A 19139-nucleotide genomic window follows, 5' to 3' on the forward strand; every position below is an offset into this window, starting at 1 on the left:
TGCAACCGGACTACGCCTGCTGACTTTAGTGTAGCAGATGCCGCCGTCCTATGCACTGCCTTTATTTTCATTCTCAGCTGTGATGGCATTTCATGAGGCGTTGAAAACTACTTTAAGGATCGACCCGCATTGTTGCACTTCGGAGAACTATTTATTAAGTATGTTTATGACCCCTCTATTAAGCGTTTCATAGATGCTTATGATGGAAAAGGTAATCCGAGGTTTGTTCAAGCAATCGAGGGATATACAGCAACATTCTCAGATGAACAAAAAGAGTTGTTAAAAGAATTGACGAAGTCAATCGTATTTGATTCACTATCTGCAATGTTGGACTTGTTTGTTGTTTGGCCAGAACTCGGGATAACGGTTGAGGAAAATGGAGAAAAGGTTGATATTCTGAGCATTAGCGACAATTTTTCTAGTGATATGTTAGGGGAAGAAGGGTGCATAGATATGTTTAGTGAGTACCCTGAAACAAGATGAATTGTTTGAAAATGCGCTCTTAACCTCACGATTATCGTGGAGATAACAAGACCAGACAAACAACCGCTGCTGCCCCCAAAACCTGTTTCTGTGATTTGACAGGAGCGGCGGCAGCACACTTCCGGCTCCTGGCCCGGAAATATAAAAGGCAGCACATAGAGCGACAAGTAAACTTTAGCAGAAGGTAGTACTAAAACTGGAGGTATAAGGATGCGTATAAAAGAAGTGTCTTACGACTATTGGATTAGAGGAAAAGACAATGGTGAAATGATTGAAAATCCCACATGGGAAGATGTCGAGAAGATGATTTTGAGCCTTGACGGGTGGAACAGAACATTGGTTACTTTCGGGAATTATGATGAAGGCTGTTACATGGCTATTGGCGGCGGTAAAAATGGAAAATATATCGCTTATGCTTCCTATGATGATGAAGAAAAAATCTACAATTTAATCAACCAAACTGGCAGTGAAAAAGAATTGGTGGAACTTGTTGTTGGTGGGCAACGAGGTAACTTCCCCGAAAGAAATTGTGTTTCACAAAATATGGTATTATCTGCCGCGAAAAAATTTTTCCAAACACAAGAAGTAGATCAAAATATGGAATGGGAAGAATAAAATCTATTGCCTTTATTTATCTAAAAGATCACAAGGCCAGAGGATTCCGCTGCTGCCCCCAAACCTGTTTCTGCGATTTGGCAGGACTGTCGGCAGCGCACTTCCGGCTCCTGGCCTGGAGGCCGGAAAAGAATAAAGGCGCAAGCGGTAAGTCAAAATATAGTCATTGAAAAGTTAACTTTACAACTTATTATGAGGAGGATTTTAAAATGTCACAATGGAAAATAACGAAACTGGATCTTTCTTTGCGGCGCGAAAATAAACACCCTGGTGAGACTTCCTCTATACATCAAACATACAAAGGACCAGAGATCAGCCCCACATTGTTGGAGGATATAAGGTCATTGCTTCTGCAAGGAAAAATTACAAGAATAGAAATTGACAATGAAACAGAGCATATTGGAATGTCTATCTTTATGGAAGGCCAGAAATCTCAAATTGGCATTGTGGATGAAATGAATGAAGTTGTCTACTATTACAGCAACGGAAGTCAAAGTCAAAATCCGGTTGATATAGGCGGCTCTACCTTTGAGGAATGGATGATTTGTAATCAATCAGAAATGATGCTGTCAATATTATCGAAATTCATTGAGTCAGGAAAAAGATTAGACACCGCTTTGTGGATATCCGAGGAAATCTAAAAAGCGAAACGGCAAGCGAACAGGCACTGCCGCCCAACCTGTTGCTGTGATTGGGCCAGATTGGCGGCAGCGCACTTCCAGCACTTGGCCCGAAGGCCGAGAAGAATAAAAGTGCAAGAGGCAAACCGGAATTTGAGGAGGAGACAACATAAAGTTAGGAGGTATTGTAGCATTGAAAACACTGCCTATAAGTGCCGGTAAAAATGAGATAAAAAATCTAGTGATTGAATGGAATGAACTACTAGCACAGGAAAAATATTCGGAAGCATTGGATTTAATTTTATATGACGATACACAGCAAATAGATGGAGAGGAATGGATATGGACACCGGAACGGTTAGAGACAGCTGTTTTTACATATGGCCAACCATGGTATTCAAAAGAAGATATGAAACAACTGTATGGACTGGATTATTCCATTGATAGTAAAGTAACCTCTCTCTTGACCGATTCTGATAAGGAAAACAGGCTGGAAAATATCAAAATATCTATAGATTTTTTTGATGATGTTATATCTGCTGACAAAGCTGAAATATGGGGAATATCTAAACTGAATTATAAAAATATCATTGGTGAAATATTTTTTGATGGTATTCCTATTGATGGAGAACGGAGTGACTTAACAGCTCTGTTTTGGATAATAAGGGTAAGCAAAAATGATATTACATTGGTCTTTCGTGATCTACATATGATGTGAAGTGTTTTATTTATTAGACATAGCAATGCCAGCCAAGCAGTCGCTGCCCCCAAACTTGTTCCTATGATTTTGCAGGATCGTCGGCAGTACACTTCCGGCTCTTAGTCCGATAGCTGGAAAAGACACAGAATGGCAAATTGGAATTTGATTAAGGACAATAATATGATATCATTACATGAGATAGGTTTTATGGCAACTTCTTTTCCGACCTCTCTCGAGGAAGAAACGGATGGAATGGATCCTTTTAGAAATAAGTGGGGATTGGCTTCCAACCCTTCCCAAAATCGTAAAGGAATATTTGCAGGTACATACGGACGGGATTCATACAGGCAGTGAGGCAGACAGGATATTCCATAAGTATTGCAATCAAGTACGAATGGCATATAAGCTTGATGTCAGATGACAAAGTAAAAACTCAGAACCCTCAAACCACTTTATTGTTTGAAGGTTCTGAGTTATATTTTGCAAATTCGTTTCTTCGCTTACAGCATTATGAAAATTGACACTTAGCTTACACAAGGAAATATTGACACCTATAACATTTTCTTACTCTTCATTTAACTCAACCGCCAGATGGTTTTAGCGTCACTTCTCAATGTTTCCCAAATCAAACTTTTCAACTCTGAATTTAATGGGGAAAGATCGCATAAAAAACGGTCTCAGTGTAGCAGTTTGAGTGATGGCGCACATAAAACTTATATTCCGGAACCAAGGATTGAATATATAAAGGAATCTCCGTCATATCCTCAGGCTTATGATACAGGGAAATGGCTAACTTAGGCTTGCAGCGCTGAATTGTATGGCGGGCCCCTTTTAAAGCTTCGAGCTCAGAACCCTCAATATCCATCTTGATGAAAGTCACCTGCTCTTCCTCCGGGATTACATGGTCAATGGCTCGAACGGAAACGCTTATCTCTCCATTATCGTTGACACAGGATGTACCGGAACCAACAGCGGAAAAGTGCAGAGTTGTATCCTCGCTCCAGGCCCCAAAGGGAAGAAGCTCTACTTCAGGGAATTGATATGTTTCTTTATTCCGTTCGCACACTTTATAATTTTCAAGATCGGGTTCAAAGGCATAGACCTTTTTTACATGGCGGCAATGGTCACGGAGATAAATGGAATCCCTCAGGTTGCAGCTGCCCACATCGAGGAATACTTCTTCATCCTCATACAGCATGAAATCAGGGCCAAAATATTGATCGTTATAGGCAGTCTGGTAACCATCCAAAGTAAAAATCAGATCCTGTGGGTAACCACTTTTGGAAAGCAGCTCTTCAATCTCCTGCTTTGCGCTTGCTGCACTGATAATCACACTTAAATTTTTATTTGCAAACAGTTCTTCCGGGCTCATCACGGGATATCCCATAAATCCATTTTTTTGTTTTTCCTTCGTACTGCTGCAAAACCCCCAAAAACGTGGATCTTTTTGAAACAATGGTAAATACGCTTTACCAATTCCTCCTGCACCAAACAGAACAAATTTTTTATCCGAAGGCAGCTGAGACAAAACCTCCTCCAAAGATTTGCTTTTATAGCGAGGAAGTTCAGGAAGATACCGATCTACGATAGCCAACATATGTGCAATGTCTCCCGTAACCAGATAATTCAACCGGTTCAAATAGGTAAATCTAGATTCCTCATCCTCCAGAATATTGTAGACTTTTTTCAGATTTTCAATGGTGGGCTGCATAATGAGTGCTTCCTTCCTTTCCCATCTTGATAGTAAAAAGTTATTGCCCTTTTACAAAGAAAAAACAACAAAACAGGTTTACCTTGCGCCAAGCCTAGGAATCCCTTATTACCATCGGTTCTCCAAATACCGCTGCCTTGCCTCCGATGTAGGAATTTCATCGAAAGGTGTTTCCTCATCGGTAATCCGGTCCACATATGCCTCATATTTCCAATGCAGTTTTTGAAACGGCCGCTTTTCACGCAGGAATTGCTCCAGACACTGAGACAACCCCACTTCCGGTGCTACAAATTTGTATGGACCGCAAAGAGAATAAAATTTTTGATTGTCAAAACGCCTGTCATAAAGACGATCATAACGGACAGCATCATAGTCCTTTTTTACATTTTTGATCCACTCTGAAGAATCTGTCCAATGTACAGCAGGCCTTATGTTCAATATCTTTTGCAATGTATCTCGGTAAATCTCCAAGATCTCTCCCCATCTCACCGCCTTGGGAGCAGTAATGTGGACAGTCTCCCCTAACGCACGGGGATTGCCGATGAGGTGGGAAATCCCCCACGCAACATCCCCACCAAAGGTCAAGGTAGTGTACTTTTCCGCCATATCCTTCGGAAAAAGAAGCGTTCTGCCCCGAATAGCCCGGAACAACCAGCTTTCTTTTTCAAATACACCAAGCTGAAGCCTTTCTGTATTGTAAGTGATGTAAGGACGAATAATGGTCCAATGATGTGTTCCACTGCTTCTCAGCAAATTTTCTTGGCGGGCTTTCTCCAATGCATATTCCTCTGTTTTCAGAAATTCCTGGTCAGTGGAAACATCCAGAAGACGGGGGGAATCTTCGGCAAGAGGCTGCTCCGAATTGGCATACACTCTGCTGGAACTGAGATACACATACTGTTTTGCACCGGATAATAGCAGGGAAAGCCTTGTTTCAAGGGCTTGTGTGGAATAGGCCATGAAATCAACAATTGCGTCAAATGGACCGTATTGTTTCAGGATCTGGTCAAGAAATTGGTTTTCCAACGCATCACCTTGAAGATAGTGGAGCGTTAGCATTTTCGAAGTCCTGGCAACACGGCTCGTCACATATACCTCATGAAATGGAGCAAGAAGATTTATCAATGGCACACCCATTGCCCCTGTCCCACCTAACAATAGGATCCTCAAAGGAACCACCCTTTCCAACAGCTAAAATATCAAATTTCGAATCTTCTCCAGTGCTGTGGATTCATCAACAGGACGCGTGAAAATTTCAAAAAGCATAGGGCGATCCGTTACCATGGGTGTCAAAAAGCGCTCCCGATGGTTCAGGTATTCCTCTTTGGACGCAGCGGAAAAATACTCAAATCCCAGATCCTCTGCATAGTGACGAACCAATTTGAGGGATTGGCTGCCAAAATGGCCCGCCGCGGCCATATAGGGCCCCACCTCATCCACAAGTCCACTTTTCACATAGGGATGGTTGTACAGCTGGAATTCCGCCCCACATCCGTTATTGACCATCATTAAGCGCAGATTTGGCCCTATATGGCGGTTTCCCAAGGCATTCATGTCATAGAAGAAAGCCAAGTCTCCCACTACTCCGAAATGGAGCCTGCCCCGGTCGGTCAAGGATGCTCCCAATAGCGCAGATACACAGCCGTCTATCCCGTATCCACCGGTATTTACATAGGTATCTACTGTTCTGGGGACTTCAAAGTGGTTCCAGGATCTGGCAGAGTTTAAAATTCCCAGATGCAGCACTGAGCCCTCGGGTAATAATCCCGCTGTATGCTGGGCAATCCAAATATTAGAAAACGGCAAATCCGGTATAACTTTTTCCGCTTGGATACGGAGTTCTTCCCACTTCTGAAGCTGAATATTTTCCGACGATTTTTTGTTCTGCGGGGCTAGTTTGGCATAGGTGCGAAAGAAACGCTCCTCCTCCATCTGAAACACCCACCGCAGTTTATTGCGAAACGGATCCCGCACCTCCCCATCAGGATTTACCCGCCACACGACAGCAGGCTTCAGCCACAGCTTTCCTACCGCCACCTCACCGATATGGATCAAGGTGTCCACCTGTCGGGCAGGCTGTTCCGCCCGCTGAGTTGTGACCAAGGTGGGAAAAACTCGGTATTTCCCCTTATAGCCACTGCAATGATCACAAAACACTACAGCACCATAGGCTTCACAAAAAGCGTCTACCGCCTCTGTGAGAGTTGGAGAGAAGGGCCTGTGTGCTCCAGCGAAAATTCCTACCCGTCCCGGCTCCAGGGGAGGAAACGGATCGTCTGCGCAAGCCCGATGGATCACTCTTGTATCCGGTAGGCTGGACACGCTGAAATCTGTGGTAAAAGCCGTTTCAAGATTGATGTGAACAGGGCCTCCGCCATTTCTGCGCAATTCCAGCAGGGCAGTATTCAATTTTACATTGACAGACCACTCATCATCCGAGGTGTGGATCATTGGAATTTGTACGCTTATCTTTTGTACATCCTCCGGAGGACGGCGGCGATCTGTGACCTGATCCAATCCCTGACCAATCGTTCCACTGTGACGGCTGGACGTAACAGCCAAAACCGGAAGCTTGCGATAGTAAGCCTCCGTCATTCCCGACATATAATTTCTGGAAGCAGTAGCTCCGGTACAAGACAGCACCACAGGCTCTCCACTTTCCGCTGCCAGACCACAGGCCATATATGCCGCTGATCGCTCGTCCACAGAAGAATATAGTTCAAAAAAGGGATCGTGCTGAATACTGCCAACCAAACTCATATTGGTCGTTCCAGGGCTTATAATCACTTTACGGATATTGTGGGCTTTCATCAAACCGATCAGCATTTGGGCATTTTGTTCTACGGTATATGATGATTTCATAAAACTTACGTCTCCTCTGTGGAAAATATATTTACCGAACTTTTTTTGCCTGTCTCTTTTTTATGGAAAATTTAATCCGTCGGGGAAGCGTTTTTATTTTTGCATATACAAAAAATGGCATTTTCATTCCCTGTGATTTTACATAATCAACAGCATCTTTGCTCACTAAAGGATCTGTTAAATAACGGCTGACAGTTTGTATTTTTACCTGCTGTTTTTTGGAACGATACAATGCTGTATCAAATGCACCATCAAATCGTTCCACTTTTCCCGCAACATCTAAAACCAGCATGGCACCACGGCACTTCCAGCAATTAATGGTACAATTACTTCCATCTGGCAAAGGGCGCAGGCATGTATTTAAATATTTTTGAGCAATCTCCCAATCCGCAATATGTAAAACCTTTTCATGCCGCTTATACTGCGCTCCATCCAAAACCAATTCGAGACATTCTGTCCGAATGAGAGAAAGCAGTAAATGCCCATTGGCTACAGCGATATCGCGGTCACGCCATTCGTTATGTAATTGAAGGGTTTCTTGCATCGTAACCTCGCTGGAGACAAAATATTTTCTAACATATTTTTGACAAGCGATAATACAACAATATATTGCCAAATATCCAATCGGTTGATCCCCGTGATAAACATAGTGAGTAAATTTGTGTAAATTAGAATCTATTGCATAAATGGGAAGTTGAAGTTCATGCGCTACTCTTTTATTTAACTTCAACCTATCCAACCATAAATTTCTGGATTCGTCAGAAAAATCCCCATGAGTTCCGCTGTTAAACAAAAACATTGCATTAACTTTGTAGTCTGGATCATTTTCATCAACATAATGATCATATATCGTACACAGACTATCAACTCCACAACTGCCAGATACCCCTACCAAACTGCCAACAGAGGAAATTTTTGTGAACCCTTCAACAGTTAATGTAATTTTATGTGTAAAATCTGAGAACTCATCAAAAATTTGACTAATATAATTTGTTAAATTTTTATAAAAAAGCTTTGAAACCTTTCCATGTACTTTTAAATCTTCATTCCATACCATGGCGCAATAATAGGACACTAATAAAAATGGATCGTAAGTCTCCGCAGTAAACATATCCGCATATTCATTAGGTATCGCAAACCACATAGTATTGTCGGGAATCTGCCGGTTGTCAGAAGAAATATCGGCTATCAGCTTTGTCCATTCTGCGCCTTGTTCTAAGCGCAGATTCTTCAATTCAATCATGTTCTTACTTCCTTTATTTCCAAGTAATTTACCGCTCCAGAGCACTACTGAGCCATTTAAGACTTGCCGACCTCTCCTGATTTAACCGGACGTTCACAGCAGGATAAGGAATCCTCTCTTCAAGTGATACCGAACTTTCCTGCCCCAAACGCACTAAACGTTTGGAAAGACCTACTTTTTGTAAAAGGGTGAGCACGCGATCTAAGCGCTCTTCCCCCACCAAGCCATTTTCAAGTGCAATAAAGTTTTTTTCAAACAATATAGAGAAAACTGTGCCATGAAAAGAATCTGTTGCAACAGCTTTGGCATGACACACCAACGATAAAAACATCTCAATGGAAACTCTTTTTATTTGTTGGAAGCACACGCCATCCCATTCGGAAACATCATGTCCTCCCGCATCGAGAAAAACAATTGTGCTGCAACCAGTGGATTCAGCCAACTGTTGAATCAAACTTCGCTGGGCAACGCTTACGTCAAACATATAGCAAAAAAGATAATTATTCCATTCCACCTGAGGCAAAGCAACTTCTTCCATCCACTCTTCCTGGGTGAGCAGCAGGGTAGGATCCAGCACCACAGTGGCGCGTACCTTACCGTAAGTTAGCTGTTCCACAAGCGTTTTTCCGGAATCTTCCCGCACAGATACGGCGTCAAAATCCTCCAAGAGCCGGGGGATTTCGGGATATTGATCATATTCACGAATCAGCCTTGCATCCATCATGCTGGCCGCGTAAGCCACTTTGGAATAGGTAAGTGGAAAATTAAAGAAATAGACCATCTCAAAAGAGGGAATATGAATATTCCAAATCTGGTCGCTGCCGCACAGAGCAATGTCAAAATCATTTCCCTGTAAATAGCAGCGAACATCTTCCGGCTCCCGCAAGCGAGGCGAATAATCTATATGCTCTTTGATAAAGCGGGTAAATTCTCTTTGTTGCTCCCGCGCGTCCCCAGTCAAACCGTTGATTTCCTCCTCGGTGAGCCGGGGGCCACTGCGCCCATAGGACAGCATGGTACACTGATGCCCCATACGCCGCAGAGTGTGATTGAGAGCAAACGCCTGGAGGGTCTGCCCATAATTTCTTCCCCGGTTGAACCAGGTTAAGACAGCGATGCGTTTCCCCATAAAGCCCTCCCGTTACGCTTCGTATAACTTTTCCACTTCTTTGATTTGATATCGGATGTTGTATCCAGCGGCAGTGAGAGGTTCCCACATATTTTGCCGTTCTGGTTGCTCCCGGGCAATTGAGCACAGGGCTTGTGCCCACACACCTGTTTCCAGGGGAAGTGCCTGTGCCAACGGTGTAACGAAAGCCTCGTCGGGAATGGCTGGACTAACCACACAGGGCAATCCGGAGGCTTGTGCTTCAATCAAAACGATCCCCAATCCCTCAAACAAAGATGGAAAGCAAAAGCAATCCATGGCCTGCAGCAAATCTGGGATATCATGCCGCTGCCCCAAAAAGAGAATATCATTCTCAATATGGAGCCTTTGAGCCGTTTCCCGCAAAGTATGCTCCAAGGGACCTTCACCTGCCAAAAGACATTTTACCTGGGGAATCTGATGCTTTATTTCTGCCAATACCTCAAACAAAAATTGATGATTTTTCATAGAAACCATTCTGCCCACGCAGCCAACTACAAAACTGTCCTCCAATCCAAGTTGTTTGCGAATGTACTCTCTTTTAGAACGATGAAACAGGTACTTTTCCAGATTAATGGCATTTTTTAAAATAACAATCTGATCTTTTGGAATCCGATCTCCAAAAAGCCAATCCGCTGCCGCTTGGGAGCAAGCACAGAAATGAGTGGCAAGAGACGGTCCAAACTGTTCCCGCAGTGTCCGATGCGTTGCTTCCGCCTTTCTTCTTGTCTGTTCGTCTGTAATATCGACACCAGCACTGTGAGAATGTACAATCACTTTAGGAATACCGCATTCCATGGCGATTTCCTCTATAAGAAACCGTTTCCAAAAACTGGTGTGAAGGTGAACAGCATCATACTTCCCCCGCAGCATTTTAGCCGCTTCTTCCACATAACGGTCACGCTGCGAATCTGCGGAAGCAAGCAATTCCTCAACGCCTGCACCTGTGGCTAACAATTCCGATTTGATGGCTGGTAAATCCCGCACGAGCGCAAAATCAAAGGAAAACCTGCTTTTATCAATAAATTCCCAATTAATTTGAGCATATTGCTTCACGCCATTATTGGCTGATATGGGGAACTGGAGCACTCGGATTTTCTTCATCTGCCACTTCGTTTCCTTTCCAAACATCGGTGAGAATCTCAACTGTCTCCCGGATTCCCTGGTCAATGGGGTACATGGGCTTCCACCCCAGCAGCTCCAGCTTCGCTGTATCCTGTATGGAGCGTTTTACCACGGAGTAACCTGATTTTTCCACCGCTTCCGGTAGCTGAAATACCACCCGGCTGCCGACGCAGTCTGCCGCGGCTTGAGCCAGTTCCTTCATGCGAATACTCCCGGAAGCAATGTTGTATGCCTCTCCTTTTTTTCCGCTCAGAAGGCAATACAAAAGCCCCGAAACAGCATCAGCTACATGAGAGTAGGAATAGATCTGTTTTCCCTCACTTTTTAGAACAATATCTTCACGCGCAACCCCTTTCTTGATAAACTGGGAAATCGCTTTTGTGTCCGAAGGAAGCATGGTAGGGCCATAGGTTCTGGAAAAGCGGGGGATTACCACATCCAGGCCCTCTTGAGCCAGATAGGCTTGGCAAAGAGCTTCTCCTGTCCGTTTCCCTTCCGGGTAGCCGGCCCGAAGTGTATTGCAGTCAATATAACCGCAGGACTGCTCCGTAAAAGGTGTGTCATCTATAGGATCCCCATAGATTTCACAAGAGGAAGCAAAGAGAAACCTTTTGGTCTCCGACCGGCAGGCGGCCTCCAGCAGATTCCCCAGACCCTGCACATTTAAAAGAATGGTATCGATCGGCTGGGAGGCATATGCTCTTGGATGGGTTGTGCTGGCCAAATGCAGCACATAGTCCACCGGCTTCAGATAGGGGACATCCCAGAAATTCCAGGGAACAAATTGAAAGGATTGGTTTTCCGAGTATTCTTGAAAAAAAGAATGAGCCTTTTCCGCGTTTCGTCCCAGTGCATAGATCCGGCACTGTAGATCTGCGGCAGCGTTTTGATGCATCAGCACATCAATCAAGAAGTGCCCGATCATACCTGTTGCGCCGGAAATCACAAATCTTTTCCCCCGTAAACTGTCCCAATTCAAGGGAAGCTCCGCTACAGCGGCTATCTCTCTTTGATACAGGGGGTGTTCCAACAATCTCATAAGCATCCCTCACTTCTTGCTCTGGAACCGTCTTCCAAGGCAAGAAGAGCCTTAAACAACGCCAGATCTTCCGCGGTTGTCAGTTTAATATTTCTCTCAGATCCCGCCGCAAAGTAAAGACGCTCTCCCAAATCAGCCATCATGGTGTTGGTATAGGAGGAACCGTAAATACCGATGCCTTTTTCGAAAGCCTCGTGGTATTTCTTATTCAGCACGCTGTACTGGTAGGCCTGAGGGGTAGAAACCCGCCGCAGGGTTTCCCGAGGAATATACGAAACGGTGGAATGCTCCTCATCCACCAGAAACATCTGCTCATTATAGGGCATCGAGGAAACAGCGTTGCCATATTTCTCACAGGTGACAATCACATCGGAAAGTACCTCTTTGTCTACCATTGGACGGATGCCATCATGAATAATCACAATGTCCTTGGGCTGACAAATATTTTCCAAATGAAACACACCATTGCGGATGGATTCCTGAACGGTTTCTCCTCCTGGAACAATCCATTTCAGCTTTGTAATGCCAAATTGTTTGGCATATGCCCAAACCAAGTTTTCCCATCCATCCAAAGACACGACTGCGATGGCATCAATCTGTGGATGGCTTTGAAAATTTTCTAATGTGTATACTAAAATTGGTTTGTCATAGATATTGATAAACTGCTTGGGAATATCGGATCCCATTCTTTTTCCCGATCCTCCCGCGATAATCAGCGCGATGTTCATACACGATCCCTCTTTTCTGGCAAAAGCCACTCCACGTCCAATTCCACAGGGCGGAACTTATCCTCTGGATGCACTTTCTCGCCATGAAAATCACTGCCCGCTGTAACGTAAAGATGGTACTTTTCCGCCAAACGTAAATAAAACGCCTGCTTCTCCGGAGTGTGCCTGGGGTAGTAGCACTCTATTCCCAACAGGCCGTAGGAGAGAAGGCGTTTCACTTCCCCTTCCAGGGCTTTGTCCTCCAGCTGCAGCTGGTAGGGATGGGCCAGCACCGGCTTCCCCCCCGCGGAAAGAATAGCAGCCACACACTCTCTGGCAGAAAACTTTTTCCGATCTACTTGGTGGTATTCCGGGGTATCCAGATAGCGGTCAAAAGCCTCTCGGCTGTTTTTCACCCAACCATGCCGGAGCATTATCTGAGCAAAATGGGGACGGCCAATGGAAGCATTTCCCGCCAGCTCTTTCACCTCCTCCAAGTCAATGGGCACTCCGTGGCGGTGAAGAAAGTCCACAATATAAGTGTTGTGATCCTCCCTGCTCCGCTTCATAGCGGCGCATAAATCCAACAGTGCTGTGTTTTGCAAATCCATCCCATAGCCCAAAATATGCAGATTGTGGTATTCCGCTGCGCTAAACTCCACACCGGTAAGAACTGTCATACCCAATTCTCTTCCCTGGGCCAGCGCCTCCGACACCCCTGCCACTGTATCATGGTCGGTGAGTGCTACGATTTCTACCCCGGCAGCTTTGGCCAGTCTTACTACTTCCGCTGGAGCATACTGCCCATCCGAGGCGGTGGAATGTATATGCAAATCCACAATCATAAACCAAACCTCGTTTCCAAACCGGCCACGATTTCCTCTGGAGTGAACTGTCCGTCGTTTTCAAGAACCACATCCGGATGCTCCGGAAACTCAGCAGGAATGTCCACTCCTACCACGTTTTCTACACCAGAGGAATACAGCTTTTTTTGATCCCGTTTGTACAAGGTTTCCATACTCGCCTTGACGTAAATTTCCCGATAATTTTCAATGTTCTCCCGGTTCCAATTTTGAATGGCGTGATACATGCTGATGCTGCATACGACTACGTCATTCCCCTGATCCGCCAGCTCTTTGCATTGGGCAAACAGTCCCCAGGCCCCTTTCAGACGCCCTTCATAGGTATAGTCCTGATTGCCGTAAGCAGCTCGCTGTGTATCACCATCAAAAAGAATGGCAGAATCCCGCCTTACCTTTAAGCGATCATAAAACAGTCTGCCGATGGTGGTCTTTCCCGCCCCGGCCAGCCCGGTAAAAAAATAGACGGTTCCCTTATCCATGCCGCGCCTCCTCAATGATACAGGGGCTGCTCCAGCAGCTTTGGGTCTAACAAAAGCGGTTTCATCATGTGCAGAGGCTGGCCTTCTTTGTTGACAAAGGAAACCACCTTCTGCAGCGCTTTCACCATCCCCACCCGATTTTCGTGGTAATGCTCCACTCGCTGCTGCGCCTGGGAGGCTGCCTTTTCTTTGGCGTTCTCCCGATTGGACGGAGTATTACAATCTGGTCCTTGCTTTTCTAAATCTTCCAAAAACATCCGATTAAGAACCATCTCAAACGTCTCCTGAACAAACCCGTCAAAATGAGTGGAACCTTTGGCCTTCTCTTCCACCCAGTCATCATCCACCGGTTCCCCGTTGTAATAGTGAAAATCATATCCGTAGAACTGGTAAGCATCCTTCATACAATACTCCAGCAGCGCCCGATCTGCGTCATCGGAAAAATCATCGTAAGTATTGTAAACAGGGGTGGTATCGAATCCGCCGTACGCATATTGGGAATCTACTGCTGGCACATTAATTCCTCGCAGCGTGGAGCAGTAGGTCATACTTTCCGTGTAAGGAATATCCAGAAATTCCGCCAATGCGGTAAAGGTGGCTTTGGGGTTGAGCTTACCATCCTCAAAACGCACCAACACACTGTCGCGGTACAGCCTGTCCCAAACGTCTACCATAAAACTGCGGTTTAAAATACGGACTCCCAAGACATCCGGTATCATTTGGTTATCGCCTTCCCCAATTTCATGCAGCGCCTGCCAATATACATAACGATTGGTTGCCGCGTAGCTCGTAGTAATACGGCGCATGGGGGTAAAGGTCTTGATGTACTTGAAACCTGTAAACAGCGGAGACTTGCGGATCTCCTCATACTGCTCGGAGTAAAGCGTTCCCAGTTTGCCATTGTCTGTATTATGGATTTCATAGACCATATTGGGGAAGTGAGGCTGAAACAGCAGCGCCGGAACAATCCGCGAAGTTGGATCGTATTTATTGCATATTTTTTGTGTCAGGTAATAAGCTACAAAGAAATCCTTTTCTGTGGGATCTTTAATGTGTTCCAGCAGGGGATAGGCAGGTGCCTTTGTCAATCGTTCCTTATTCTTTTTCCAATTCTGCCTGGTTTCCCGGATCATTTTTTCCATACTTTCCATCATAATAGAATCCAGCGCCAGCAAGTTGGGATGACCGAACAGGATCTCATTAAAAAAGTCGCCGCCGTTATGAGTAGCCAGCTGGGTATGCCAAATCAGTTTGTTGACTTCCCGCACACCGATGGGCTTGACAGAATATTGGCTGTAGTCAATGCCGAAACGTTCTTTAAAATCAATGGGGTACTGAGCCTTCTCCTCTTCAAAAAGAAAAACCAGTTTCTGGTCCTGCAGCAAATTCCCCAGATCCAGGCATTGCAGGTGGGTACAGAAAACAAGCCAGTCGCTGTAATACAGATAGATATGGTTTTCTTTGCCTACCCACTCACTTTTTCGGACATTATCGTTTAAATATTCCAAATGATACTGGGAGAACACATCCTCAGCCAGAATAGGCTTATCCAAATCCTTGAAGAAGTATCGATCAATAATGGTATCATTAAAATTCACATAATCCCCAAAGCGTTTTTTTTCAGGGTAATAAGGCAGATAACCTTTTTCGTCAAATGGAAAGAACCGAAAAGGTAATTCCTCAAAGGCAGGAAATTCCTTTCTAAAGCAGTAGCGGTAACGTCTCAGGGCCCGGCAGTTGCGCTGGTACCGTTCCCTAAGTTTTTTTTCATTCGGTTGGTAAAAGGCCTGCCAAAGAATATTCATCAATTCATCCTGATAATAGCCCTCATTGTAAAGGCGCACAAACACAGTGTAAGCTGCCTGCGGGTTTCCTTTGGAGAAAAACAGGTAGCTTGCAGCCTCAAACTGTTCCAAAGGGGGCAGTTCTTCCAGGGAAAGCGCCATCATATAGGCCTTTTGGGCTTCCTCTTTTTGTCCCAGCTCTGCCAGACGGCGGGCAATTGTTATGGTTTCCATAACGATCTCCTTTCTACAGGCTTTCTGCATCCCAAACGAAAGAGGGCTGGCCCGGGTTGACCAGCCCTCTTTCGTTTGGGATGCGGGTATTCCCCGCATCCCGGGGATTTACAGCTTACGCTGTGTTAAGGGAAAGGCTGCAGGGATCTCCCCTGCAGCCTGCAAGCTCTAAGAATAAAGCCTGCCCGAACATCCTTAAGCGCTTACCGCTGTCCGAATTACTGGAGCAGCTGCAGGACGCCCTGGGGCACCTGGTTGGCCTGAGCCAGCATGGCCTGCGCGGACTGCACGAGGATGTTGTTCTTCGTGTAAGCCATCATCTCTTCGGCAACGTCGGTGTCGCGGATGGTGGACTCAGCATCCTGGATGTTCTCCGTCATGACGGACAGGTTGTTGATGGTGTGATCCAGACGGTTCTGGGTTGCGCCCAGCAGACCGCGGGTGGAGGACACTTTGTTGATAGCATTGCGGATCGTATCCACAGCGGCCTTGGCGTCAGCCTGAGTACCGATGTTGATGTTGTTGAGCTTCAGGCTCTTTACATGCATGTCGTCCAGCTGCACCGTCATCTGGTTGAAGCTGTCGCTGGTATCGCCGATCTGCAGCGTCAAACCATCTGTCTTTACAGCAGCAGCCGTTGCACCATTTGCTGCCGTCCACTTGCCGTTGTCATTCGCAGCGTTCACAGAAACGGTAATGGTCATGCCTTCAAACTTTGCCGCCTGTGCAGCTGCCGTTCCGGCCAGACCATCAGCAACAACCGCCTTGTACGTAACAACACCGCCATACTCGCCCACTTCGTCGGAACCAACCGGCTCCCAGGTCACATTGGTAGAGCCAGTAACACCACTCAGACTAACATTGGAAATAACGCCCTTACTGGAGAGACTGTACTTTACGTTAAGCGTGTTTCCGGTGAACTCAGGCAGATTGCCGCCCAAAATCTCAACGGATTTAACAGAACCGACCGTATCGTTGGCCACTGTCTTGAAAGCTCCGCCGAGACTGCCGTCCAGCAGGTTGATGCCGTTGTAGTTAGCGCTGTCGGCAATGCGGTCGATCTCGTTCTTCAGCTGATCCAGCTCCTGCTGCAGGTTTGCACGGTCGGTCTCGTTGTCGTAGGTGCCGTTAGCAGACTGATCCGCCAGCGTAACCATACGGTTGAGCATATCATGGACTTCCTGCAGAGCACCCTCAGCCGTCTGCACCAGGCTGATGCCGGACTTCGCGTTGTCCTGAGCCTGCTCCAAACCAGCGATCTGAGCGCGCATCTTCTCGGAAATAGCCAGACCGGCAGCGTCGTCGCCAGCACGGTTGATCTTATAACCGGAAGACAGCTTCTCCAGGTTCTTGGACAGTGCGCTGGTGTTGTTGGTGTAGTTGCGGTAGGCGTTCATAGCCATGATGTTGTGTTGAATCCTCATTTCATTTGCTTCCTTTCTTAGAAATGATTTTTAAAATTTGGGAAATGCTGTTCATCGCACCGATCCCTCATGTGCGACTTCGTTTTAGAAGGCTGGCACAGACGCCGTGGCCTTTGGCAAACCGGGCAGCCTTACATGTTATTTATTCCAACTGGCTCGCGAAACCAGATGAAACCAAAAGAAGAAAATGGATAGAAAAAAGTTATGATTTTTCGGGTGCTTTGTCTTGAAGCAAAGCTTTCACTTTGTCAAACAGATTTTCCTCCCACACTGTGGGAACCAAATGGTTCAGCTGGGTGCGCAGTTCCTCTGCATCTTCCCTTTGGCCATTTTTATCCATCCGTTCCAGAATTTCTTCCATCTTGCGGACAGCCTGCTCTTTCTCCGCGCTCCAATAGTAAAGCGCATCCTTGCGCCGTCTGGCGCGAGCCGGAGGCAGGGAAGCCAGACATTCCGGACGGGAAGCTCCAGCCTTCTCCAGAAGCTTCCCTCGCACAATGGGAACGCTTCGATCCGCCTCTACACGCAGATAAGCGCGGCTGCCAGTAATCCGAGCAAGCTGTACCACAATGTTTTGATTGATGGTGAGATACTCGTCAAGGCGTAAAGACAGTTGAAGCATGGGAATCTCCTTTACTTATTTACCAGAAAGCGGACGGTAGTACGCCCACTGCATATAATCATCGTCATAATGTTTTGGACGCCCGGTTTCCCAGGCTTTGGATGCGGCCTATTTTAAACTCGTAAAACAGGAGGCAGCCTCTCGTTTCCCGCTTCCTTTAAGAAGACAGGCATGCACCGGCGTCCCAACCGGCAGAAAACAAGAATCAAAAATCTTCCACACTAGGAAGCGAAGGAAGATCCAAGATTGAGAGAACTTTGATGGAATCCCTGATTTTTAATATTGACAGCGGCGTTTTTGTCTTTTTCATGTTCCGTGCCGCACACAGGACAAATCCACCGTTTCGTTTTCGGCGCAAGCTTTTGTGTCTCATGTCCACAAACAGAACAAATCCTGGTAGTGGGTAAATAGCGATCCACCAAAAGCAATTGCTTCCCCCGGCGCTCCAGCTTATAGCCGAGCATTTCCCGGAACCTTCCGAAGCCGGAATTGAAAACATCTCCGCCCGTCAATTCCTGTGAGATATCTGTCAGCGAGTCGTCCCGAACGCACACCGCATCCCACTCGTTGGCTATCCGGCAGGATTCCTTGTGCAAAAAGTCACGTCTCTGATTGGCGATATGCTCATGGAGCAGGCGATACTTTTGTACCATCTCTTGATAATTGTTAGAACCTGGTTTCATACGGCACAGCCGCTGCTGCATTTGGGATAATTTTTCCTGAGAACGCCTCAACCAAAGGGGCGGATCAGCTGTGAAGCCATTATCCGCTACATAAAAGTGAGAAAGCGAATACTTTAAACCAATGGTTCTTTCTTTTATGGGCTGTATGGGCTTTGGTTTATGTACCACGCAGGAAAAAAGCAAATAACCGAAATACTTGCCTGTTTTGCTCCGTTCCACTGTGATCCGGGTCAGCTTCCATCCACTGCGGGGGCGGCAGGGGAATTTGGCTTTGACCAATCCTGCCTTCGTCATACGAACAGCATCTTTGGTAATATAAATGGTAGCGCTGTTGCCGGAAATCTGATTGCAGGCAGAAAAGGTGTCACGATCCTCTTTTTTCCTTTTGAAGTTCGGATACCCAAACGCTTTGGGGTTTCGGAAAAAATTACGAAACGCCTGAGAAAGTTTATTGTATTCCTGTGTCAGCGCCTGATGATCCACTTCCTTCAGGAATGGAGCTCCCTTTTTGTATTTAGCAGGAGTTGGGATAAAGTGGGCATCCGTTTCCAGATAGAAACGTTCATGGTCAGCAAGCATTTGGTTCCAGATGTAACGACAGCAGCCAAAAGTCTTTTGAAACAGCTCTTTCTGCTCCTGATTCGGATAGAGACGAACCTTGATCGTATTGTATTGTGTCACACAATTTTTCGCAGAAAGATTAGGTTCGTCCTTCTTTTTCACAGAATCATCCCCCCTGTGCGCTGTGATCTTTCAAAATCAGGGATCGATAGTTGTTTCATAAAGTGTACTTTTTGA

18 protein-coding genes are annotated in these 19139 nt (G+C 45.9%); 4 read left to right on the top strand and 14 right to left on the bottom strand.

Going from position 1 to position 19139, the window contains the following annotated elements; genetic code table 11:
* Positions 1 to 129 precede the first annotated feature (129 nt).
* The 4 genes from B5F35_RS15090 to B5F35_RS15105 all read left to right on the top strand — a co-directional run bounded on the left by B5F35_RS15090 (position 130) and on the right by B5F35_RS15105 (position 2436).
* Entirely contained in the window at positions 130 to 483 is a 354-nt protein-coding gene (locus B5F35_RS15090) for a hypothetical protein (protein WP_087242418.1), read from the top strand.
* Positions 484 to 693: 210 nt separating this feature from the next.
* Positions 694 to 1098 (top strand): Imm1 family immunity protein, encoded by a 405-nt coding sequence (locus B5F35_RS15095; protein WP_087242419.1) that lies wholly within the window; start codon positions 694 to 696, stop codon positions 1096 to 1098.
* A 209-nt stretch (positions 1099 to 1307) separates the two neighbouring features.
* Positions 1308 to 1739, top strand: a complete 432-nt coding sequence (locus B5F35_RS15100; RefSeq protein ID WP_087242420.1) for a hypothetical protein — start codon at positions 1308 to 1310, stop codon at positions 1737 to 1739.
* A gap of 172 nt (positions 1740 to 1911) precedes the next feature.
* On the top strand, positions 1912 to 2436 hold the full coding sequence (locus B5F35_RS15105; RefSeq protein ID WP_087242421.1) for a hypothetical protein: 525 nt from the start codon (positions 1912 to 1914) through the stop codon (positions 2434 to 2436).
* Between the two features lie 628 nt (positions 2437 to 3064).
* On the opposite strand, the gene B5F35_RS18515 is transcribed toward B5F35_RS15105, so the two are convergent.
* The 14 genes from B5F35_RS18515 to B5F35_RS15175 form a co-directional block, all read right to left on the bottom strand.
* The gene (locus tag B5F35_RS18515; RefSeq protein WP_140401239.1) at positions 3065 to 4129 is read right to left on the bottom strand and encodes an FkbM family methyltransferase; all 1065 of its coding nucleotides are present in this window, start codon (positions 4127 to 4129) and stop codon (positions 3065 to 3067) included.
* A gap of 108 nt (positions 4130 to 4237) precedes the next feature.
* The gene (locus tag B5F35_RS15115; RefSeq protein WP_330396276.1) at positions 4238 to 5308 is read right to left on the bottom strand and encodes an NAD-dependent epimerase/dehydratase family protein; all 1071 of its coding nucleotides are present in this window, start codon (positions 5306 to 5308) and stop codon (positions 4238 to 4240) included.
* 12 nt (positions 5309 to 5320) lie between these two features.
* The gene (locus tag B5F35_RS15120; RefSeq protein ID WP_087242423.1) at positions 5321 to 6991 is read right to left on the bottom strand and encodes a thiamine pyrophosphate-binding protein; all 1671 of its coding nucleotides are present in this window, start codon (positions 6989 to 6991) and stop codon (positions 5321 to 5323) included.
* Between the two features lie 31 nt (positions 6992 to 7022).
* Positions 7023 to 8234: a hypothetical protein gene (locus B5F35_RS15125; RefSeq protein WP_087242424.1), complete on the bottom strand. Its 1212-nt coding sequence runs from the start codon at positions 8232 to 8234 to the stop codon at positions 7023 to 7025.
* A 28-nt stretch (positions 8235 to 8262) separates the two neighbouring features.
* On the bottom strand, positions 8263 to 9363 hold the full coding sequence (locus tag B5F35_RS15130; RefSeq protein ID WP_087242425.1) for a polysaccharide pyruvyl transferase family protein: 1101 nt from the start codon (positions 9361 to 9363) through the stop codon (positions 8263 to 8265).
* 12 nt (positions 9364 to 9375) lie between these two features.
* Positions 9376 to 10485, bottom strand: a complete 1110-nt coding sequence (locus tag B5F35_RS15135; RefSeq protein ID WP_162611446.1) for a glycosyltransferase — start codon at positions 10483 to 10485, stop codon at positions 9376 to 9378.
* On the bottom strand, positions 10442 to 11545 hold the full coding sequence (locus tag B5F35_RS15140) for an NAD-dependent epimerase/dehydratase family protein (RefSeq protein ID WP_242969552.1): 1104 nt from the start codon (positions 11543 to 11545) through the stop codon (positions 10442 to 10444). Before B5F35_RS15140 ends, B5F35_RS15135 begins: the two co-directional genes overlap by 44 nt.
* A complete protein-coding gene (locus B5F35_RS15145; RefSeq protein WP_087242428.1) occupies positions 11542 to 12273 on the bottom strand; it encodes an IspD/TarI family cytidylyltransferase in 732 nt (243 codons plus the stop codon). The genes B5F35_RS15140 and B5F35_RS15145 overlap by 4 nt, the downstream gene beginning before the upstream one ends.
* Positions 12270 to 13097, bottom strand: coding sequence for a PHP domain-containing protein (locus B5F35_RS15150; RefSeq protein ID WP_087242429.1), 828 nt, complete (start codon positions 13095 to 13097; stop codon positions 12270 to 12272). Before B5F35_RS15150 ends, B5F35_RS15145 begins: the two co-directional genes overlap by 4 nt.
* Positions 13094 to 13594 carry an adenylyl-sulfate kinase gene (locus tag B5F35_RS15155; protein ID WP_087242430.1) on the bottom strand — a complete coding sequence of 167 codons (501 nt, stop codon included), beginning with the start codon at positions 13592 to 13594 and terminating at the stop codon, positions 13094 to 13096. The genes B5F35_RS15150 and B5F35_RS15155 overlap by 4 nt, the downstream gene beginning before the upstream one ends.
* Before the next feature lie 11 nt (positions 13595 to 13605).
* On the bottom strand, positions 13606 to 15612 hold the full coding sequence (locus B5F35_RS15160) for a hypothetical protein (protein ID WP_087242431.1): 2007 nt from the start codon (positions 15610 to 15612) through the stop codon (positions 13606 to 13608).
* A gap of 218 nt (positions 15613 to 15830) precedes the next feature.
* Positions 15831 to 17036, bottom strand: a complete 1206-nt coding sequence (locus tag B5F35_RS15165; RefSeq protein ID WP_087242432.1) for a flagellin N-terminal helical domain-containing protein — start codon at positions 17034 to 17036, stop codon at positions 15831 to 15833.
* A 202-nt stretch (positions 17037 to 17238) separates the two neighbouring features.
* Positions 17239 to 17658, bottom strand: a complete 420-nt coding sequence (locus B5F35_RS15170; protein WP_087242433.1) for a carbon storage regulator — start codon at positions 17656 to 17658, stop codon at positions 17239 to 17241.
* 221 nt (positions 17659 to 17879) lie between these two features.
* Positions 17880 to 19064 (bottom strand): RNA-guided endonuclease InsQ/TnpB family protein, encoded by a 1185-nt coding sequence (locus tag B5F35_RS15175; RefSeq protein WP_242969553.1) that lies wholly within the window; start codon positions 19062 to 19064, stop codon positions 17880 to 17882.
* Between the last annotated feature and the right edge of the window lie 75 nt (positions 19065 to 19139).

Source organism: Anaeromassilibacillus sp. An200 (genome assembly GCF_002160025.1).
GTDB classification, from domain to species: Bacteria; Bacillota; Clostridia; order Oscillospirales; family Acutalibacteraceae; genus Caccousia; species Caccousia stercoris.